Annotated in this window: 20 protein-coding genes; 7 read left to right on the top strand and 13 right to left on the bottom strand. The window is 68.4% G+C overall.

Annotated elements, in window-relative coordinates:
• Positions 1-28: 28 nt before the first annotated feature.
• From C0R46_RS13210 to C0R46_RS13230, 5 genes are all read right to left on the bottom strand, one after another.
• Positions 29-1,003: a PQQ-dependent catabolism-associated beta-propeller protein gene (locus C0R46_RS13210; protein ID WP_102960114.1), complete on the bottom strand. Its 975-nt coding sequence runs from the start codon at positions 1,001-1,003 to the stop codon at positions 29-31.
• A gap of 126 nt (positions 1,004-1,129) precedes the next feature.
• Positions 1,130-1,399, bottom strand: coding sequence for a PepSY domain-containing protein (locus C0R46_RS13215; protein ID WP_102960115.1), 270 nt, complete (start codon positions 1,397-1,399; stop codon positions 1,130-1,132).
• 161 nt (positions 1,400-1,560) lie between these two features.
• On the bottom strand, positions 1,561-2,205 hold the full coding sequence (locus tag C0R46_RS13220; RefSeq protein ID WP_102960116.1) for a response regulator transcription factor: 645 nt from the start codon (positions 2,203-2,205) through the stop codon (positions 1,561-1,563).
• Complete coding sequence (locus C0R46_RS13225) at positions 2,202-3,575, bottom strand: HAMP domain-containing sensor histidine kinase (protein ID WP_102960117.1); 1,374 nt, start codon at positions 3,573-3,575, stop codon at positions 2,202-2,204. The genes C0R46_RS13220 and C0R46_RS13225 overlap by 4 nt, the downstream gene beginning before the upstream one ends.
• A gap of 75 nt (positions 3,576-3,650) precedes the next feature.
• Complete coding sequence (locus C0R46_RS13230) at positions 3,651-4,931, bottom strand: ABC transporter substrate-binding protein (RefSeq protein WP_245413572.1); 1,281 nt, start codon at positions 4,929-4,931, stop codon at positions 3,651-3,653.
• 88 nt (positions 4,932-5,019) lie between these two features.
• Here C0R46_RS13230 and C0R46_RS13235 point away from each other — a divergent pair, with 88 nt between their 5' ends.
• The 5 genes from C0R46_RS13235 (at position 5,020) to C0R46_RS13255 (ending at position 9,515) form a co-directional block, all read left to right on the top strand.
• Positions 5,020-5,562: a DUF3280 domain-containing protein gene (locus tag C0R46_RS13235; protein WP_102960262.1), complete on the top strand. Its 543-nt coding sequence runs from the start codon at positions 5,020-5,022 to the stop codon at positions 5,560-5,562.
• Entirely contained in the window at positions 5,559-6,641 is a 1,083-nt protein-coding gene (locus C0R46_RS13240; protein WP_102960119.1) for a (5-formylfuran-3-yl)methyl phosphate synthase, read from the top strand. The genes C0R46_RS13235 and C0R46_RS13240 overlap by 4 nt, the downstream gene beginning before the upstream one ends.
• Positions 6,642-6,737: 96 nt before the next feature.
• Positions 6,738-7,376, top strand: coding sequence for an amino acid kinase family protein (locus C0R46_RS13245; protein ID WP_102960120.1), 639 nt, complete (start codon positions 6,738-6,740; stop codon positions 7,374-7,376).
• Positions 7,377-7,416: 40 nt separating this feature from the next.
• On the top strand, positions 7,417-8,925 hold the full coding sequence (locus C0R46_RS13250; protein WP_425349886.1) for a DUF6513 domain-containing protein: 1,509 nt from the start codon (positions 7,417-7,419) through the stop codon (positions 8,923-8,925).
• Positions 8,926-8,930: 5 nt separating this feature from the next.
• Complete coding sequence (locus C0R46_RS13255; RefSeq protein WP_102960121.1) at positions 8,931-9,515, top strand: DUF447 domain-containing protein; 585 nt, start codon at positions 8,931-8,933, stop codon at positions 9,513-9,515.
• Between the two features lie 54 nt (positions 9,516-9,569).
• Here C0R46_RS13255 and C0R46_RS13260 read toward each other — a convergent pair whose 3' ends face one another.
• Entirely contained in the window at positions 9,570-10,607 is a 1,038-nt protein-coding gene (locus C0R46_RS13260) for a hydantoinase/oxoprolinase family protein (protein WP_245413573.1), read from the bottom strand.
• Here C0R46_RS13260 and C0R46_RS13265 point away from each other — a divergent pair.
• On the top strand, positions 10,606-11,379 hold the full coding sequence (locus C0R46_RS13265) for a HisA/HisF-related TIM barrel protein (RefSeq protein ID WP_102960263.1): 774 nt from the start codon (positions 10,606-10,608) through the stop codon (positions 11,377-11,379). The two genes, C0R46_RS13260 and C0R46_RS13265, sit on opposite strands and share 2 nt — an antisense overlap.
• Before the next feature lie 257 nt (positions 11,380-11,636).
• On the opposite strand, the gene fae is transcribed toward C0R46_RS13265, so the two are convergent.
• The 7 genes from fae to C0R46_RS13300 all read right to left on the bottom strand — a co-directional run bounded on the left by fae (position 11,637) and on the right by C0R46_RS13300 (position 18,300).
• Positions 11,637-12,146: a formaldehyde-activating enzyme gene (fae, locus tag C0R46_RS13270; RefSeq protein WP_102960123.1), complete on the bottom strand. Its 510-nt coding sequence runs from the start codon at positions 12,144-12,146 to the stop codon at positions 11,637-11,639.
• Positions 12,147-12,399: 253 nt separating this feature from the next.
• Positions 12,400-13,284, bottom strand: a complete 885-nt coding sequence (locus C0R46_RS13275; protein ID WP_198598328.1) for a triphosphoribosyl-dephospho-CoA synthase — start codon at positions 13,282-13,284, stop codon at positions 12,400-12,402.
• Positions 13,281-14,252 carry an ATP-grasp domain-containing protein gene (locus C0R46_RS13280; RefSeq protein ID WP_102960124.1) on the bottom strand — a complete coding sequence of 324 codons (972 nt, stop codon included), beginning with the start codon at positions 14,250-14,252 and terminating at the stop codon, positions 13,281-13,283. Before C0R46_RS13280 ends, C0R46_RS13275 begins: the two co-directional genes overlap by 4 nt.
• Positions 14,236-15,219, bottom strand: coding sequence for a methenyltetrahydromethanopterin cyclohydrolase (gene mch / locus C0R46_RS13285; RefSeq protein ID WP_102960125.1), 984 nt, complete (start codon positions 15,217-15,219; stop codon positions 14,236-14,238). The genes C0R46_RS13280 and mch overlap by 17 nt, the downstream gene beginning before the upstream one ends.
• Entirely contained in the window at positions 15,212-16,342 is a 1,131-nt protein-coding gene (locus C0R46_RS13290; RefSeq protein WP_102960126.1) for an ATP-grasp domain-containing protein, read from the bottom strand. The genes mch and C0R46_RS13290 overlap by 8 nt, the downstream gene beginning before the upstream one ends.
• 4 nt (positions 16,343-16,346) lie before the next feature.
• On the bottom strand, positions 16,347-17,252 hold the full coding sequence (locus tag C0R46_RS13295; RefSeq protein WP_102960127.1) for an NAD(P)-dependent methylenetetrahydromethanopterin dehydrogenase: 906 nt from the start codon (positions 17,250-17,252) through the stop codon (positions 16,347-16,349).
• Between the two features lie 64 nt (positions 17,253-17,316).
• Positions 17,317-18,300, bottom strand: a complete 984-nt coding sequence (locus tag C0R46_RS13300; protein WP_102960128.1) for a beta-ribofuranosylaminobenzene 5'-phosphate synthase family protein — start codon at positions 18,298-18,300, stop codon at positions 17,317-17,319.
• 74 nt (positions 18,301-18,374) lie between these two features.
• Between C0R46_RS13300 and C0R46_RS13305 the strand changes: the two genes are divergently transcribed.
• Positions 18,375-18,743 carry a 4a-hydroxytetrahydrobiopterin dehydratase gene (locus tag C0R46_RS13305; protein WP_102960129.1) on the top strand — a complete coding sequence of 123 codons (369 nt, stop codon included), beginning with the start codon at positions 18,375-18,377 and terminating at the stop codon, positions 18,741-18,743.
• Positions 18,744-18,754: the final 11 nt, after the last annotated feature.

An 18,754-nucleotide genomic window follows, 5' to 3' on the forward strand; every position in this document is an offset into this window, starting at 1 on the left:
CTGGCCCTGCCGCCGCCACGACGGCCGGCTATTTGACGTCGGCGACGGCGACGCCCCATGGCTGCTCGCCCACCTGGACGGACTGCGTGACCTCGTCATTGGCCACGTCGATGATCGAGATGTCGTTGGAGATGCCGTTGGTCGTGAACAGGTATTTGGCATCCGGCGAGAAGGCCATCTGCCAGACCCGCTGGCCGACAAGGAGGTAGTCCGTCACTTCGAAGGTCTTGGCATCGACCACGGCGACGCGATTGGCAGGTCCAAGCGCGATATAGGCCTTGGTGTCGTCCGGGGTGATCCTGATGCCGACCGGCTGGATCGCCTCGGCGCGGATGCCGGCGATCTCGAAGCTGATCTTCTTCTTGATCTCCTTCGTCGCCGCGTCGATCACCGACACGGTGCCGCCGATCTCGGCCGACACCCAGACCTCGGAGCCGTCAGACTTGTACTGCGCGAAACGCGGCCGCGAATCGACGAGGACATTGGCGGTGATCTGCTGGCTGTCGCGATCGATGAAATGCGCCATGTTCGTCGTTTCTGACGTATTGACGATCGTCTGCCCGTCCGGGGAAATCCCCATGCCTTCAGGCTCGACGCCGACCGGGATTTCAGCGAGACGCTCGCCGGTCTTCAGATCGATGACGGTGACGAGATTATCGTCTTCGTTGGCCGCATAGAGGCGGGTTCCATCCGGTGATACGACCAGGAGCTCGGGATCGGGACCCGACGGGAGCGTCCGCTTGAAGGCGTAGGTCGCGGTGTCGAATTCCTTGATGATGTCGTCGTCGGAGGTGCAGACATAGATGCTCTTGCCGTCAGGGCTGGCGGCAATGCCGCGCGGCCGCTGGCCCGCACGGAAGGTGTGGACCACCTGGAAGCCGTCGGAATCGATGACGGTGATGTCGTTGCCCTTCTCGTTGGTGACGAAGAGCTTGTAGGCCGAAGCCGGCTGAGCACTGAAAACGACGCTCGAAAGCAGCGCGGCTGCGATCAATCTCTGCATGAATCCTCCCGATGGCTCTTCAGAGCTCTGATGCGGCTGCCGGTCTCCCGGCCGGAGAACGAGCCTACGACGCTGTCCCGGCCACGCGCCAGATGGCATCGGCGGCTGGCAGCGCCGCCCGCCCCGTCATTCGTCCAGCGTGATGGAGGTGATCTTGAACGCGCCGTTCAGCTTGATGTCGTACTGACCGATCTCGCAGATCGCATCGTCGACCTCGTAGAGGCTGGCGCTCTCCTTCTCCACCGTCTCCGACTTGCAGCCGATCTTGGCGATGGCAGCGGCGACCTTTTGCGTCTCCTCGGCGGAGGCCATCTCCTCGTCGTCATCGTCGGCGGCAAAGGCCGTGCCGGAGATCAGCAGCGCGGCGAGGGCCGCGGCGCGAAGCATCGTCCTCATCAAGACATCCTCCATCCCAGAGGCAGCTGCCGCGCAATGTCCATGCCGGACATACGGCGCCAGCGACCCGTCCCATCCCTCTGGACAGGAGGCTAGACGCCAGCTCGCGTCGCCGCCAATGGGATATATTCCCGTCAGGCGGGTCCGTCGCGGCGGCCGGCTCAGCTCTCGCGCGGCTCGCGGCGCAGCATCCGCCCGCCCCCGGTCTCGATGGCGATGCGGATGAGGTCGGAGGTGCGCTCGACGCCGAGCTTCTCCTTGATCCGGGTGGAGGTGTTGGCGATCGTCTTGTAGGCGACACCAAGTCCCTCCGCGATCTCCGTGAGGCTGTGGCCCTCGCCGAGCATGTGGAGGATCTGCACCTCGCGCGGCGAGAGCGATGCCGTGGGATCGCTGTCACCCTGGCCGAGGGTCTCCATCGCCAGCGCCGTCTCGCCATCGACGAAAGGCTCGCCGCGTCCCGCCTTCCGGATGGCGGTGAGAAGGTCGTCCGATGGCGCGCTCTTGGCGACATAGCCGAGGGCACCTTCCCGCCGCGCCGAGGCGGCATAGGCGATGTCGGAATACATGCTGAAGACGACGATGCGCGCGTCCGGATCGTCGGCGCGCAGCCGACGCAGCACTTCCAGTCCGCTGCCGCCCTTCAGGTTGATGTCGAGAATGACGACGTCCGGGCGCTGCCGCCGGAAGGCGGCCAACGCCTCCGACGGCGTCTCCGCCTCGGTGATCGCGGTTGCCACCGTGGCGACGAGGCGCCGCACGCCTTCGCGCACCACCATATGATCGTCGACGATGAGGATCTTCACGCTGCACGCCCTTGGAGAGCCGGCGCCAGCTCGAGGTGCTCTGCCGCCGGTGCTGGCAGGCGTCCTTCGATCGACACGCCGGGCGGCAGGGCGACCGGACGAACAAGCAGGGTTCCACCGGCAGCTTCGACGCGCTCGCGCATGCCGATGAGCCCATAGCCGGAACCGTGATTGGTGGCCGCTCCGAAGCCGCCGCCATCGTCCGTGACGGCAAAGCGCGTTGAGCCGTCGGCCTCGTCGCTGACGACGATGCGGATCAGCGTCGGCCGGGCATGGCGGAGCGCGTTGCTGACGGCCTCCCGGATCACCCGATGGAGCAGGGTCTCCGCTTCCGGCCCCCGGTCCGCATCGGCGACATCAAGGCGGAAGGTGACATCGCGGTGGCGCAGGCCGAGTTCGGCAACAAGACCCTCCAAGGCAGCCTTCAGACCGAGGGCGGGCAGGGTTCCCGGGCGCAGTGTGCCAAGGATGCGGCGCACATGCAGGCCGACATGGCGGGCCGCCTGCCGGATGGCAATGGCGCGCTCCTCGACGGCGCCGGGGGAACTGCCGGCCGATCTCGCCAGCCGCGCGATCTCGCCGGCATCGACGTCGATGGCGAAGACGAAGGGGCCGACCTCGTCATGAAGGTCGCGGGCGAGCTCGGCGCGCTCCTCGTCCTGCAGCCGCAGCAGCTGCTCGGCGAGCCGGCGGTTGTTGCGGTCGAATTCGGCCAGCCGCACGGCCATGGCGTTGCAGCTCGCCGCGAGGTTCGCCAGTTCCGGCGCGCCCCTGACGGCGAGCGCGGTGGCATAGTCACCGCCGCCGATCCGCTGAAAGGCGGTGGAGAGCTCCCCAAGCGGCCTTAGGGCCTGACCGACGACGAGATAGATCAGCACGAAGCAGGCAGCGACGAAGAGGCCGAGCAGCGCGAGCAGCAGCCAGATCTCGTCCCAGGCCTCGGCCAGCTCATTGCGCGGATCCACGGCGACGACGGCCGCGACGATCGGCGCAGCACTGCCCGACAGCGGCATGACCGTCGCGCCTGCATGCGGCGCGAAGGCTGCGTAGAACCACTCCGGCATGGCCTGAGCGGCCTTCGCGGGATGCGAGGTCATCCGCACCGCACCGCCGGCATCGATCATCATGATCTGGATGTGACGGTCGCCGTTGAACGCCTGCACGAAGGCGGTCAGCAGCGCCGTCGGATCGGCCGCGGCCGGAAGCTGGCCGATCAACTGCGTCACACGGTTGGATGCGACATGGCGTGCAGCGCCGATCTCCGTCGCCACCTTGCGCTGGATATGGCCATGGATGAGGACGCCGCCGATCATCACAATGGCGGCAAGAGCCACAATGATCGCTGCGAGGAGGCGGCTGCGGATCGACACGCGCGGGTTCCGGTTTTTCGATGCGCGATTATCGGCAGCCGGCGGGCTTGATGCAAACGCGCCGCCGAAACGCCGCTACTTCGCCAGGACGCACTTCGTCTCCGGCCGGTCGATGCCGAGCGTATCGAGCTCCGAAACCTGGTGGAGAAACCCTTCCTGCGGCGAGTCGCTCACCACCGAACGCGCCTCTCCAAGCAGGATCGGCTGGCGCAACTGCCAGTTCCAGTCGCGGAAGGTCAGCTTCTGCCCCTTGAAGGCGGCGATGGAGAACTCCGGGCTGCGCAGATAATCGTTGATCTTCTGCGGATCGACCGAGTTGGTGCGCGTCGCCGCCTCGCCGACGGTGCGCACCGCCGTCCAGGCCTGCATATCCTTGGCATCCATGCGCCGGCCCGCCGCCTTCTCGAAACGGCTCTGCATCTGCGCGCCGCCCCACTGCTCGCTGGCCGGGTGCCAGCTGGAAGCGCGCAGGCCCGCCGTGCCGGCTACGGGCCGGGGGATCCAGGTATGCCAGGGGATATAGGTGCCGAAGACCTCGCTTTCGTCGGCGACGAGCACGACGTCGTGGTCGGGCAGCCCTTGCATGAAGACGGGAATCTGCCGCTGCACCTGCGCCTGGCCGGAATCGGTGGCTCTTGCCCCGCCGGTGTCCTTGAAGATGCGCTCCTCGACGATGCTGCCGCCGAATTTGGTGGCGGAGCGCTTCAGCGCTTCGGCGAAGAGGACGTCGTTCGGGTGCTCGCCCGAAATCAGCACCCAGTTCCGCCACTGCTTCCAGATCAGGTACTGGGCGAGCGCATCGGTGAGCATCGAGCGCGTCGGCGCCGTGTGCATGACATTGGCGCGGCAGTTCTCCTCGCGCAGGCTGTCGTCGGTTGCCCCGGCGTTCAGGACCGTGGCACCCTGATCGCGCACCGCGTCCGCCACTTTCAGCGTGTCTTCCGCCGTCAGATCGGTGACGATGAAGCGGACGCCATCCTGCAACAGGGCCTGTGCGGCCGCGACGGCATCCTCCCCCGGCGCCAGCGTCTTGGCATCCAGCTTGAAGGCCTGGCCCATGAAGCGGCCGGTCGTGTCATTATCGGCAATCGCGAGCTCGGCGCCCGCGATGCCGATGTTCTCGGGCGGAATATCCAGCGCCGAGAGGGCGAGCGTGCGCTCATAGGTCCGGAGGTAACCGATCTGGATCGTGCCGCCCTTCGCCCCGGCGGCCGGCGGGACAGGGGCTGGCGCGGCAGAGCCTGGCGATGCCGGCGGCTGCTGCGCGAAGGCGGCAGCGGGCGCCGTGAGGATGCAGCCCACGAGAGCCGCTGCGGCCAGGCGGCGCGGCATTCGATCGAAAGCCCTGCGAAGCATCTGTCACCTCCTCGATCCGTTGCCCGCCTCCACAAGCCACACGGATTGGTCGTTGTTCGGCGCGGTCCCGGCGCCTAAGATCGAGGCTATGAGGTACGATCCGGTGCTGCGAAAGCAAGCGAGACTTTTTCCCGTTCTGGCTGCTGCCCTGTGGGGCGTGCTCCTTGCCGCGCCTGCCAGCGCAGCCGAGCGCAAGGTCGCCATCTTCGATTTCGAACTGATCGATTCCAGCCTCGAAGGGCAGATGATGGGCCAGAATCCCGGCGAGCAGGCGCGGCTCGCCCGGATGGCGCCGATGCTCGGTGAGGACATGAAGGACGAGGCGAATCTGGCGCTCGTCGACATCGCGCCGGTGCGCTCGAAGGCGCAGTCGCAGAACCTGCAGTCCTGCGGCAACTGTGCTGTGACCCTGGCCCGCGAAATCGGCGCCGACATCGCGGTCACCGGCACGGTGCAGAAGGTCTCGAATCTCATCCTCAACATCAACGCCTATGCCTTCGACGTGAAGAGCGGCAAGGCGCTGGCTCGGGGCAGTGCCGACATCCGTTCCAACACCGAAGAGAGCTGGAATCGCGGCCTCCATTACCTCTGGCACAACACGCTGAAGAAGCAGATCGAGGCGGTGCGGTGACGCGGCTTCTGGCCAGCGTCACCGGCCCGACTGAGGCGCTGGTGGCGCTGGAGGGCGGCGCCGACTTCATCGACCTGAAGGATCCGGCCCGCGGCGCGCTCGGCGCCGTGGCGGTGTCTGTACTCGCCGAAACCATTGCCGTGGTGGCGGGGCGCCGCCCGGTGTCCGCGGTTGCCGGCGATCTGCCGATGGAGCCGGCGATCGTACGTGCCGCCGTCGCAGAGCGCAGCGATGCCGACTTCGTCAAGATCGGCCTGTTTCCGGCACCCGGCGCGGCGCGGCGCGCCGTGATCGAGGCGCTGGCGGATCTTGCCGGTGAGACGGGTCTCATTGCGGTGTTCTTCGCCGATGGCGATCCGGATTTCTCGCTCCTGCCGCTCCTGCGCGATGCCGGCTTCCAGGGTGCGATGATCGACACGCTGGGCAAGGAGAGCGGCCGGCTGCTCGCTCACCTGAGCCTGTCGCGCCTGCACAGCTTCGTTAACCGCTGCCGCGACCTGTCGCTGATGAGCGGCCTTGCCGGTTCCCTCGAAGAGCCGGACATCCCCCGCCTCGTGGTGCTGAAGCCGGACTATCTCGGCTTCCGAGGGGCGCTGACGGCAGGCAGCCGCGACGATGCCATCGATGCCGCGGCGGTGGCGCGCGTCCGCGCCTTGCTGCCGCGTGACGGTGGCGCGCCCAGAGAGGCTCCGCGCGGCCCAGGCGACCGGATCTTCGTGCGCGACTTTGTGCTGCCGATGGAGATCGGCGCCTATGGCCACGAGCGCGGCCGGCGTCAGGACGTGCGCTTTTCGGTGGAGGCCGACATCGACCGGCTCCGCGATGACCCGCAGTCGATGGGGGATATCTACTCCTACGATCTCATCATCGATGCCATCCGGCTCCTGGCCGAGCGGCCGCATACGGACCTCGTGGAGACGTTGGCGGTCAAGCTGGCGGCCGATGTCCTGTCGGACCAACGGGTGCGACGCGTCACGGTGCGGGTGGAAAAGCTCGAGCTGGGACCCGGCGCCGTCGGAATCGAGATCACGCGCGAGCGTCATGCCGAGGGGCAAGACAGGACCGGACAGCTTCGCTAATGTCCGCAGGCCCGAGGGGAGGGTGCGTCGGCCTGCGGCTTCTGCCGTCTTGTGCGTCGACGGGACGTTGAGGGAAAGGCCGCGGGACGGCACGACATGGATGTACTGGTAGTCAAAATCGGCGGCAGCCTCGCGCGTTCGGGCGACCTGCCGCGCTGGATACAGGCTTTGGAAGAAAGCCGGACGCCGCTGGTGATCGTGCCGGGCGGCGGCCCCTTTGCGGATGCCGTGCGCAACAATCAGTCGCCGATCGGCTATGACGATGCCGCCGCGCATCGCATGGCGATCCTGGCGATGGAGCAGTTCGGCTATGCGCTGGTCAGTCGGGGACGGCGGCTGGTTGCCGCCGCTTCGGAGGAGGCGATCGCCCAAGCCTTGGCCGCGGACCGCATTCCGGTGTGGATGCCGAGTGCGATGCTCTTCGACGATCCGGACCTGCCGCAGGACTGGAGCGTCACATCCGACAGCCTCGCTGCCTGGCTGGCGCGGCGGCTGAAGGCGCCGCGGCTGCTGCTGGTCAAGCAGATCGACCTGCCGAAGGATGCAACGATCGAGAGCCTGTCGCGGGCACGTATGGTGGACGAAGCCTTCGTGCAGATGCTTCCCGAGACGGTGGCGTTGAGCCTGGCCGGCCCGGCGGCGCTCGGCTCGGCCGGACGGCGGCTCGCCGAAGGCATGGTGCCCGGCAGCGTCGCGCGCCGGACCAGCACGGCCTCCGCGGAGGCGACGCCGTGACCATCCCGCCACCGGATCGCCTGCCAAGCCGGCGCTGCTGATGGAGCGCGAGCGGCTGCTCTTTCTCACCGGGCATCTCGCCCGGCCGCGCCTGGAACGGGTGCTGCAGAGCCTCGGCGAAACCGCATTTTCGTGGTCGATCGCGGATATCGGGGTGAAAGTGGCGGCGCTCGCGACCGGCGAGATCATCGAACGCCGGCTGCCGAGGCCGGTGGACGCCGACAGGATCATTGTGCCCGGTCGCTGCCGCGCCGATCTTGATCGGCTGTCTGCGAGCTTTGGCGTTCCGTTCACGCGCGGGCCGGACGAATTGGTGGACCTGCCCGGCTTTCTCGGCCGCAAGGGCGCGCCGCCGGATCTGTCCCGCCACGACACCCGCATTTTCGCCGAAATCGTCGATGCCTCGGCACTGGATGTCGAGGCGATCTTTGCCCGCGGGCTTCGGATGGCCGCCGCCGGCGCCGATGTGATCGATCTGGGCTGCCTGCCCGATACGCCCTTCCCGCATCTGGAGGAAGCGATCGCCGCGCTGAAGGACGCTGGCCTCTCCGTCAGTGTCGATTCCGCCAATCCGTCGGAACTCTCCCGCGCCACGCGCGCCGGCGCCGACTTCCTGCTCAGCCTCACCGAGGAGACGCTCGATATCGCGCACGAGGGCGCCGCGGTGCCGATCTTGATCCCGGCACGCCTGCATGACATGGCCTCGCTTGATCGCGCCATCGAAAAGGCGAGCGCGATGGGCATCGCCTTCATGGCCGATCCGATCCTCGACCCGATCCATTTCGGCTTTGCCGACTCCCTCATGCGCTATCATCAGGTCCGCCGCGCGCATCCCTCGATCGAGATGCTGATGGGAACCGGTAACCTGACGGAGCTGACCGATGCCGATACGTCCGGCATCACGGCGATGCTGCTCGGCATCTGCTCCGAGCTCACCATCCGCAACCTCCTCGTCGTGCATGTCAGCCCGCACACGCGCCGCACCATCGAGGAGCACGATGCCGCCCGGCGGCTGTTCTTCGCCGCGCGTGAGGATGGCGCCTTGCCGCGCGGCTATTCCGCGGGACTGCTGCAGATCCACGACGTCAAGCCCTTCGCCGCAAGTCCGGACGAACTCGCCGCGCAGGCGGCCGAGGTGCGGGACCGAAACTACCGGATCGAGACGGCGGTGGACGGCATCCACCTCTACAACAAGGACGTCCATGTGGTGCAGACGGACGCCTTCGAGTTCTTCCCCGAACTGGGAGTCGAAGGTGATCCCGCCCACGCCTTCTATCTCGGTGCGGAGCTGCAGAAGGCCGAGATCGCCTGGCGCCTCGGCAAGCGCTACGCCCAGGACGAGCCGATCGACTTCGGCGTGGCGCTCGACAAGCGCGAGGAGGACCGCACCCGCCTCGAGGCCGCCGGCCATACGCTGAAGGCGGGAAAGAAGCCGGTCGGCACCGATGCGGAGCCGGCTGCGCCGCGCGCGGACCTGAGGGAGCCGGATGCCGGGGATGACGCGCCAGGCGTCGAGCCGGCGGGAGAGCCCGCGGGAGAAATGGAGTAGCCGCCATGCCCTTCATACGCGAGACCATCCTGACGACGGCCGGGTCGGACGGCACTGTGCACATCGCGCCGCTCGGCATCATCGAGGACGGCGAGGGCTGGATCATCGCGCCGTTCCACCCGTCGCGGACGCTGGAGAACCTTCGCGAAACCGGCGTCGCCGTCGCCAACTACACGGACGAGGCAAAGATCTTCGCGGGCTGCCTGACGGGACGGCGCGACTGGCCGCTGGTGGCGGTGGAGGGCTGCGCCGTGCCACGGCTGGAGGCGGCGCTCGCCCATGACGTGCTGGCAGTGGTGCGCGTGGAGGAGGACACGACGCGGCCGCGCTTCCATTGCCGCGTCGCCGCGTCCGGGCAGCATCGGCCGTTCCAGGGGATGAATCGCGCCAAGGCGGCGGTGCTGGAGGCGGCGATCCTCGTCAGCCGCCTTCACATGCTGCCGGCGGCAAAGATCGAGGACGAGATCGCCTATCTGAAGATCGCCGTCGACAAGACGGCGGGTCCGGACGAGCAGCAGGCCTTCTACTGGCTGCTCGAGAAGGTGATCGAGCACCTCGCCATCCTTGAGGATGCCGCAGACGGTGCATGACGCCGGCGCCCGGCGGATGGATGCCGCCAGCGGCAGGACTTGCAAAGGCCGTGTTCAGCCAACGCTCGTTGCAAGCACCGCTACTGCTGCAGCCGGACCGGCGCGGCTCAGCGCTTCGCGGGCATCGCGCGCGCAGTCGAACAGGTCGGAATAGTCGACGACGCCGCGGTTCAGCCGCGCCGCCAGCCGCCGCAGCACCGGCCGGCCGGTGCCGGCGATCACCACCGGCGCCTCGTCGCTGAGAATGAGGCGCGACAGCACCTGCAGGACGCCGTCATGCAGATGGCGCAGCTGCGCTTCGGCAAATACCCAGGCGAGCCGCTCCCACGCCTCGTCCGCGCTCTCCGCAGCATCGCGGCCGACCATGCGGGCGAGGCGGGCCTGCGATCCCGCCACCGTCTTGGCCTTGCCATCGGCCGCCGGATGCAGGTCGTCGGCCTCGTCCAGCGTGTCCGTCAGGCGCTGCACGTCCGCCATCGTGGCGAAATACTCGTTCATCACCGCCGTGGCCCGACCATCGACGGGAACATGCGCGGCAACGGCCATCAAAGCGGTGCGCGTATAGCCCTGATAGATCAGCTCGCCGGTGAGCAGCCGCTCGGCGTCGGTATAGCCAGCGGCGCAGACCTTGCCGCCGCTCACCGGGATGATGTCCGTCGTCGTTGAGCCCATGTCGACGAACAGCGCCTCGTCGAGGGATGCCGCAGCAAGCGCGGCGCTCGCATGCCAGTTGGCCGAACCGATGCTGCGCACGTGCCGGGTGGCGGCATCCGGCGCGACGAAGCCGTCGGGTCCCGCATAGATCGCAAGCTCCTCGCCGAGGCGACCGGCAAGGATCCCCGTCAGCCGCTCGACGCCCTCGGCGCGGTCGGCGAAGATGTCGGAGAGTTCGCCTGTCATGGTCACCGCGTGACGTGCGATCGGACCGGAAGCGGTTGCCTCCGACAGGATCGTTTCGAGCGCCCTGTCGAGATGCTCGAGGCCGGTCCAGATCGGCGTCGGGAGCTGCCAGACCCGCAGGATGCGCTTGCCTTCCGCGAGCGCTGCCTTCAGATGCGCGCCGCCGACATCAAACCCAAGCGTTCTCGCCATGCCGTCAGATCCTGTTGATGCGTTCCCTGCGCCGACCGACGGCGCGACGCTGGAGATCATACCTGTTCTCGACCTCAAGGGCGGAGTGGTCGTACGCGGGAAGATGGGCCACCGCGAGCACTATCGCCCGATCGTCACGCCGCTGGCGGCAAGCGCCGCCCCGGCGGAGGTCGCGCGCGGGCTCAAGCGACTGGCTCCGTTCGGCGCCTTTTATCTCGCCGATCTGGACGCCATTGCCGGCGGCGCGCCCGATCAAGCGGCCATCGACGCCGTCGCAGCCTGCCTGCCGGGCTGTCGGCTCTGGATCGATGCCGGCCTCCGCGACGAGGCGGACGTGCTGAACGTGCTGTCGTTCGAGCGCACGGTCGCTGTCATCGGCAGTGAGACGCTGGGCTCGGCCGATACGCTGCAACGCCTTCGCGGTGAGCCGCGGGTCGTGCTGTCGCTGGATTTCCGCGGTGCCGCGTTCCTCGGAGCACCGGAGGTTCTGGAAAATGCCGATCTGTGGCCGCAGGCGGTGATCGTCATGACGCTCGCTAAAGTCGGCAGCGGTGCCGGGCCGGAGCTGGAGACGCTGGCGGCGATCCAAAAACGGGCTGGCGGCCGGCGTGTCTATGCCGCCGGCGGCGTGCGTGGGCCGCAAGACCTGAAGGCGCTGGCTGATCTCGGAATTGCCGGCGTGCTGGTCGCCTCGGCCCTGCACGACGGGCGGCTGGATGGTGCGGCGCTGCAGCGATTCATGCCGGCAAAGCCGGGCGTCGGCTCGGCCTGAGGCCGGCGCGCGGCGGCCCGTCTCAGGGACGGCCGCCGATCGGCCGGGATGCGCGGAACGCTCCCGGCCCATGCGGCGCAGGCCGCGCTGTCGGACTGTCATGCGGTGAGCGGCGGGAGCGATCCCGCCGCCGGAATGGAAAAGGGGCCGGAGCCCCTTTTCGCGACGCATCTCTACTGGAACCCGAACTTGGCGGCCAATCGCCGGAGAAGGCCGGCTTTCATCGCCGGCTGTTCTTCCCCGGGATGGTTTCGTGTCTAGGCGCCGGCGAACGGGTGGGCTGCGGAGCCCTTCCTGCTGACGACCTCGGCCGCCGTCGGCGTGCCCTTCACGGCGCGCTCGATCGACTCCATCGTCGCCTGATAGTTGTAGTCGCGGATCTTGGCGTCGTCCGCGGCTTCCCAGTGGATGAAGACGCCGACGCAGATGAACACGTCGTCGGCTTCCGAAGCCGGGATGATGCCCTTCTCGACGCTGTCGGCGACGGCGCGCGCGACGGCGGTCTGGGCCGGGCCGAACATCTGGACGGCCTGCTTGGCGCCCTTGATGGTGACCTTGTTGAACATAACCGTGTTCGGCTTGCACGGTAGGTTCGGCGCGACCACCGCGAGAAGGGTGGTGAAGCCGTCCTTGTTGTTCGTCAGCGAGTTGCAGAACGCTGCTTCGACCGCGCTGCCGCGGGGTCCGATGATGAGATCGATGTGGGCGACTTCGTTGCCCTCGCCAACCAGCGATTCACCGACCATGACCTTATTGATTACCGCCATATGGCCTTCCTCCTTCAATCGCGTTTCGTTACCCCGACATCCTCCCGGCCGGGGTGGCCGAGACGGTCCGAGATGGTCCGATACCGAAAGTCGCGCGACGAGCCCCTCCTTGTGGAGGCGCGCACACGTCCCCCAGCAGCCCGGCTGAGCAGCCAAGCTTTTTCGGCTATCCTTGTTGGCAGCATCCTGGAGAGGATCGGTTGGCCAGATAGCTGCGGAGGGTGATGGCCCTCCGTTGCGCGCCAGTCAACCATCAGCGCCCCGGTTGTGCAAGGCTCTCCAGCAGCTTCGCGATGAAGAGCGTGGCGACGGTGAGATCGGCCGAGGTGCCGGGATTGAGGCGCTCGGCCTTCAACTCGGCGTCCAGACTCGCAAGCAAAGCCAGAGCGTGCTGCGAATGGTCATGCGCTTTCAGGTGTTTACCCATAGTCTGCATGCGTCGCTGCACGTCCGCAGCGACCTCAGCACCGTACTTGCGGGCGATGTGGCTGTCCGGAAAGGCGCCGGCGAAGGCGAGGAAGCAGCGGATCGTTGCCCAGCTGTCCGTCGCCGGCCGCCCCTCCTCGTTCAGGAGACAGGGCAGGCCGACGCGCCAGATTTCCGCATAGCCACCGGCATATTGCCGCGCGACGAGGTCGCGTGATTCGGCGACTTGCATGGCCTTGACCAGGCCGATCGCGGGCGGTGCATGCACGTCGTGCTCCGGCGCGGTGCCGAGCCCGCCGGGCGAGGCCAGCGCAATCGCCGCAAACACATCGGCGGCATCCTGCTCGCCGAGAGCGCCCAGAACGGCACGGACGGCGGCGCGAAGCGCATCGGCGTCTGCACCAGGGTCGCCGGACGGTGCCACCTGCTCGGCTGCCGCGGCAAGCGGCGCGCAGAGGAGGAGGATGCCGAGATTGGTGTTGAGGCCGGTCGCGGCCCAACTTGCACGCACGGCGCCGAGAATGCGCGTGCCGATGCGTGTGCTCTTCGCGGCGATGAACGGGGCTGCTGCTGCTGCTGCTGCTTCGAAATGGGCCGCATCCATGCCATGGCCCGATGCGTGGCGGTGGACATTGCCGGGCTTGAGCGCCTCGAGTTCGGCGAGGCAGGCCGCCTCGAAGGCTTCGGCCACCAGAACCTGCGACAGGCTCATCCGGCGCACGCCAGCCTGTCCGCGGCGGATGGAGGGCGCCGCTCGTGCAATCGAGCGAGCAGATCGCGGGCGCGAACCGCCGCGACGTCGACGCCGCTTGCCCGCTTCAGCCCCGACCAGGCCGGCATGGAGTTGACCTCGATCACCTGCGGGTGTCCCTCGGCGTCGTGCAGGAGGTCGACGCCGCAGAAATCGGCGCCGACCGCAGCGGCGGCGGCAATGGCGAGCTCGTCCAGCGTCGCATCCGGCGCCATGGCAAAGCCTTCGGCGCCCTGCTTGATGTTGGTGATCCAGCCGCCGGCGCGACGGACCATGCGCGCTGCGACGCGCCCCTCCGAGACGAGGATTCGATAGTCGCTCCAGCGGCCGTCCTCGCCTTGGCGGCCGGCAAAACGCTGGAGATAGTAGACGCCGCCGATGTCGTCCGGAGCCGGCAGCTCGTCGCTGCTGCGGATCAGCTTCAACCCCTTGCCCTGCGCTCCGAAGAGCGGCTTCAACACGAGCGGTCCCGGCTCGGCAGAGAGGATTGCCGCGGCTTCCGCCGCCGTTTCCACCGCCCAGCTGCGCGGGCTCGGCAGGCCGGCACGGGCCAGGAGGAAGCTCGTCATCGACTTGTCGACGCAGCGCTCGATCGCCCGCGCGTCGTTCGACACGAAGATCCCGAGCGCCTGCAGCGCATGCAGGATGCCGAGGCGGCGCGTCACCTGCTCGAAGCTGCCGGCATCGAGCGTCCTCACACAGACTGCGTCCGGCAGCGTCGCGCCGAAATGCGGCAGGATCAGACCGCTTGGCGCCTGCGTATCGAAGGCGATCTCGGCCAGCTCGACCGGAAAGACCTCGGCGCCGGCGGCGCGGAATGCCTTCAGCATTTCCCGCGCATGGCGGTCCATGTCGGCGGTGACAAGGGCGATGCGCGGCGCGGGCAGAGATGCGCGGCGCAGCGCCACAGTCTCAGCCGAAGCAGGCATCGATCAGCGTCGGCTCGACCGCGCCGCCGCGGAAGGTCTCGCCGCTATCGACGGCGACGACCGACACTTCGGCCGGCGAGAACAGCATCGGGTCGATCTTGTAGAAGTCGCCCTTGTAGGCGCGGAAGATGTCGCCGAAGGGCTGGCCGAAATCGGCGGCGTTGCTGCTCGGCAGCATGCGGGCGAGCTCGCGGGCGTCGTCGGCCGGGCCGGAGACGTGGAGTTGCACGCGCCCGCCATAGATCACCGCATCATTGGTGCGGCCCATGGCGGTGACGAAGTCCGGATGCGGCGGCGGCAAGGGCGCGGTGCCGGCGCCTTCCAGGATGCGGCTCATGTCGAATTTCAGCGCATGCGCCTTGTGCAGCGCCACCTCGACGATGCGGGCGACGATCTGCACCGTGCCGGCGAGACTCTGGGTCGGCGCGTAGAGGATGGTGAGGGCCTCCGGCGCGACGTCACAGTCGCGGGCGATGCGGCGCACCAGCTCTTCCGGCGGCGCGGCGCCTGTCTCCAGAACCAGGACGGCTGCGTCGCTGACATCGGCATAGGCGATGTCGCGGAAGATCTCCTCCTTGCCGGCGAGCGCGCGGGCCGGGCCGGAGCCCATCGAGAAGTAGGCGCCCTTGCCCTCGCCACTGGTCAGCTGCCAGCCGGCATACTGGCTCCCGAGGCAGGCGATCACCGGCTGCGAGGTCGTGACGGTGAGGCTCCAAGGCCAGCGCGCCAGCGTTTCGGAGGCGCCCAGGGTGACGCGGCCGAGTCCGCCGAGGCAGATCTCCCCGAGCAGCCGGCCGGCCTCCAGGCTGCCGCGCACGCCGGCGCCGGCATCGATCACCGTCTCGCCGGCGGCGCCTTTGGAACAGGCGACCCGCAGCTCGGCCTGGCAGGCGATCAGCCGCTCCACGAGGTGCTTAACGCCGCGGTTGACCGATGGCTTCTGGGAGGGTTTCTGCGGATCACTCATCGCGGATCGTCCCCATCTGAGAGTGGATTTCATCTGTGCGGGCCGCGAGCAGCGCCATCGCCGCCTCGGGCGAACTTGCTGTGGCACTGAGGGTGCAGACCGGCTCGCCGAGGCGGATGAGGGTACCCGGCACCGGCCGGTCCGCCACCCAGTCCGGCCATCCGGCGGCGCCGATCCTTGCCACGTCCTCTTCGAGATAGACATAGCCGCAGGCGCGCACCTGCCCATCGAGCCCACCTATGCCGGACGAAGGCAGCAGGCCGTCGCAGGCGGAGAGATGCATGGCAAAGAGCGGCGGCTCGCCGTGGTCGAAGACGTCGAGCGATGCGCCAGGGCGCGGATTGATCTCGAGGAGGATCGGTTCGGCGCCGTCCTCCAGCAGGAAGTCGGCGCTGCCGAGCCCGACAAGTCCCGCCTCCCGCGCCATGACGCCGACAGCTCGTGCCATGGCTGCGGCTGTCTCCGGCGGCAGCGTCACCGGTCCGCAGGCGCCGCCGAAGCGGAAGGGCTGGTCCGGCGTCGGCGCCGCCCATTGGCGCGAAAAGCCGAGCAGGCGTGCCTCGCCCTTGGCCGCAACGAACAGCGCGGACACGGAGGCGCCCGGCATGCGGCGCTGATAGTAGCGGTCCGGCGCCGGATCGCGGCTGCCGGGCATGCCGATGTGGAGGCCGCCGGCCGCGCCGGCGCGCTTGCTGAGCCACTCCTCGCCACCGTTTTCCTTCACCGGGGGCGTCCGTCGGATCTCCGGGTGGCGGATGCCGTTGGCGGCGCAAATGGCGGCGAAGCGCTCCGGATCCTTGAGGCTGCGGTGTGCCGCGGCATCGTTGCCGAGAAGGCGCCATCGCGCTGCGACAGCCTCGATGAGCTCGGGGCGATCCTCGAAGCCGGGCCCGAGCACGAGCCCGACGGGATCGCTGATCGCGGCAAGCTCCTCCAGCGCGCGCATGAGCGAGCCGCCGTCGATGCCGTCGACGAAGTCCCCCGCGACCGTGCGGAAGCCCGCCGCGAGATCACGAAGGTCGTTGTCGGCAAAGATGTCGGCGACGAACGGGCGATAACCGGCGCGCCGTGCGGAGGCGGCGAGCGGTCGGCCGGAGAAGGTCGCGATCAGGATGTCGGGCATGGCGTCAGGACGAGGCAGGCACCAGCGTGCGCGCCAGCTCGAAGGCGTCGCGGAAGTCGAGCACCTGCGGCTTGTCAGCTTCGATCATGCGGCGGAACAGGCCTGACTCGGTCTGATACTTGACGTTGCCGATGGCGAGCGCGCCGACGCCGAGCGCCTGCGTCGCGCCGATCAGCTTGCCATTGTCGAAGACGTCGATCCCCTCGATGCCGGAGGGCGGCACGGCATTGACGTCAGCGGCTGCCAACAGCTTCGGCGCCTCGGCCAGCTGGCTGGCGTCCAGAACGCGAACGCCGGCCTTGGCGGCGGCGAAGACAACCTCGGCCTCATGCACGGCGGCGGTGTTCTTGTCGCGCGTCGAGCCGTCGGCGATGTCGACCATGACGCCGAAGCGCTCGTTGATCTGCCGGGCGCGCTCCTCGACACGGGCAAGGCCGCTATAGCCGACCATCGTCACCTTGGCGCCTTCCAGCGCCGCGATCACCGCCGCGCAGTAGCCGACCACGCCGGTGGCGCCGAAGACCGCGATCTGCAGGCCGTCGAGCGAGCGCCCCTTCTTGTCCTTCAGCACCTTTTCCACGCAGGCGACCATCGCCGCGGCGGTGGTGAAGGAGCCGGCCGGGTCGGCGAAGATGTTGGCGCCGAAGGGCGGCACGAGGGCGGCCTTGGCCTTGTCGATCATCTCGAGCGCGAGCACGGCGTCGTCGCCGCCGATGAAGATGCCGGTCGAGACGCCCCATTTCGGCGGCCGCGAGAAGATCGCATCCTGCACGAGGTCACCGACCTCGGAAAGCTCGACCTCCTCATAGGGGACGACGGCGTCGTAGCCGGCATCGAGCCCCATGTTCACGTCGAAGGGGCTGACATGCTTCAGCGGCGTCAGCATGTGGAGGATGTTCTTCTGGCTCATCGTGTTTCCCCGTTGTTATCCCTTGCCGAGCGCCGTGCAGGTCGCTCCGGCCTGTGCCTTGATGTCAGTGAGCGTCGGCGAGGCGGGTCAGCCGCTCGACCACTGCGCCGCTGTTGCGTCCCGCCACGATCCGGATCTCCAGCGCCGGGTCGCCGATCGCCTCGCTGACGCCGGCCACCATCGCCTCGGCGGCCTCGACGCTCTCCGCGAAGGCAAAGCCGGTCGGGCCCCACGAGCTCTGGCCGATGCCAGTGGCGCCACGTTCGGCGAGGTGGCGCATCGCCTGGGCGACCGCCGGACTGGTGAAGACGCCGCCCTGTGCGGGCGCGAAATGGCCGCCCACCATCGACTGGATCGTGGTGATGGCGCCGCCGAAGGCCGCAAGATCGCGCTCGGCGATGCCCGGCAAGGCCTGCATCAGCACGAGGCGGCAGATCTCGGCGCTCGCCTCCTGCGGAAACGGCGGCAGCGCCGCGAAGGCGGCGAGCTCCGCCTCGCCATGCAGGCCGGCCGTGCCGTGGTGCAGCACGAGAATGACGCGCCACTCCGGCGGAAAGGCAAGACGCGCGACGACCGGTGGCGGGCGATCCCGCGAATCCAGCGAGCTGTCGGCCTTGCCGCCGTCGACGACGAGTCCGCCGGTGGAAAAGAAGCCGGAGCCGACGCCGGAGCGTGCGCCGCGGCCGAGCCGGGCTGCATCACCATCAGGGTCGGCTGGCAGGCCATGAAGGGTGCGCAGCGCCGTAGCCACGGCCAGCGCCAGCTGCGTGCCGGAGCCGAGACCGGCATGGGCGGGAATGGTTGCCTCGATCGCCATGCGGTGCCGCGACCCGAGGTCGAGCGCCGCTTCCATCAGCTGCAGATAGGCACGGGCGCGGGGGCTTTCGGGTCCCTCGACCGAGCCTTCGGTGGCGCGCGAGAGCACCAGCCGCGTCGCCGGGGCCTCCAGCGCAAGGCCGATGCCGCCGAAACGGCGGCCGGAGCGGCCGCCCGGATCGAGAAAACCGAGATGAAGGCGGGCGGGCGCGGAGACGCTGACGTCGTCCAGAGTCGATCTTCCTGATTGTCGGGCGCCCGAACCCTCTTATTTCGGATCGGCGGGGGCGGGCAAGGGAGAAGATGATGGCTGCGAAGACCTATAGCGATGTGGAGATCGAGGCGCGGCTGGCGGCGGAACTGCCGCGATGGCGCTTCGAAGGCGGCTGGATCCGCCGTACCTACAAGACGCATGGATGGAAAGGCACGCTGATGGTGATCAACACGGTTGGCCACCTCGCCGAGGCCGCCTTCCACCATCCGGACATCACCGCGTCCTATGCCTGGGTCGAAGTGCGGCTGACGACTCACTCGGCCAAGGGCATCACCGACAGCGACTTCGCCCTTGCCGCCAAGATCGAGGAGGTGGTCGGCTGGCAGCCGGGTCTGGAAGGCGGTCCGCTGCCGGGGACACCGGACGATCCCCGCTTCGCCTACATCAAATACGATCGCTGAAGGGCTTCCAT

The organism is Mangrovicella endophytica (assembly GCF_002893625.1).
Classification (GTDB): domain Bacteria; phylum Pseudomonadota; class Alphaproteobacteria; order Rhizobiales; family Rhizobiaceae; genus Mangrovicella; species Mangrovicella endophytica.

What these genes read in the sequence shown, in the direction of transcription:
- C0R46_RS13210 (WP_102960114.1), bottom strand. Translation starts at nt 1,003, where the DNA reads ATGCAGAGATTGATCGCAGCCGCGCTGCTTTCGAGCGTCGTTTTCAGT.
- C0R46_RS13215 (WP_102960115.1), bottom strand. Translation starts at nt 1,399, where the DNA reads ATGAGGACGATGCTTCGCGCCGCGGCCCTCGCCGCGCTGCTGATCTCC.
- C0R46_RS13230 (WP_245413572.1), bottom strand. Translation starts at nt 4,931, where the DNA reads ATGCTTCGCAGGGCTTTCGATCGAATGCCGCGCCGCCTGGCCGCAGCG.
- C0R46_RS13235 (WP_102960262.1), top strand. Translation starts at nt 5,020, where the DNA reads ATGAGGTACGATCCGGTGCTGCGAAAGCAAGCGAGACTTTTTCCCGTT.
- C0R46_RS13245 (WP_102960120.1), top strand. Translation starts at nt 6,738, where the DNA reads ATGGATGTACTGGTAGTCAAAATCGGCGGCAGCCTCGCGCGTTCGGGC.
- C0R46_RS13250 (WP_425349886.1), top strand. Translation starts at nt 7,417, where the DNA reads ATGGAGCGCGAGCGGCTGCTCTTTCTCACCGGGCATCTCGCCCGGCCG.
- C0R46_RS13255 (WP_102960121.1), top strand. Translation starts at nt 8,931, where the DNA reads ATGCCCTTCATACGCGAGACCATCCTGACGACGGCCGGGTCGGACGGC.
- C0R46_RS13265 (WP_102960263.1), top strand. Translation starts at nt 10,606, where the DNA reads ATGCCGTCAGATCCTGTTGATGCGTTCCCTGCGCCGACCGACGGCGCG.
- C0R46_RS13260 (WP_245413573.1), bottom strand. Translation starts at nt 10,607, where the DNA reads ATGGCGAGAACGCTTGGGTTTGATGTCGGCGGCGCGCATCTGAAGGCA.
- fae (WP_102960123.1), bottom strand. Translation starts at nt 12,146, where the DNA reads ATGGCGGTAATCAATAAGGTCATGGTCGGTGAATCGCTGGTTGGCGAG.
- C0R46_RS13275 (WP_198598328.1), bottom strand. Translation starts at nt 13,284, where the DNA reads ATGAGCCTGTCGCAGGTTCTGGTGGCCGAAGCCTTCGAGGCGGCCTGC.
- C0R46_RS13280 (WP_102960124.1), bottom strand. Translation starts at nt 14,252, where the DNA reads ATGCCTGCTTCGGCTGAGACTGTGGCGCTGCGCCGCGCATCTCTGCCC.
- mch (WP_102960125.1), bottom strand. Translation starts at nt 15,219, where the DNA reads ATGAGTGATCCGCAGAAACCCTCCCAGAAGCCATCGGTCAACCGCGGC.
- C0R46_RS13290 (WP_102960126.1), bottom strand. Translation starts at nt 16,342, where the DNA reads ATGCCCGACATCCTGATCGCGACCTTCTCCGGCCGACCGCTCGCCGCC.
- C0R46_RS13295 (WP_102960127.1), bottom strand. Translation starts at nt 17,252, where the DNA reads ATGAGCCAGAAGAACATCCTCCACATGCTGACGCCGCTGAAGCATGTC.
- C0R46_RS13305 (WP_102960129.1), top strand. Translation starts at nt 18,375, where the DNA reads ATGGCTGCGAAGACCTATAGCGATGTGGAGATCGAGGCGCGGCTGGCG.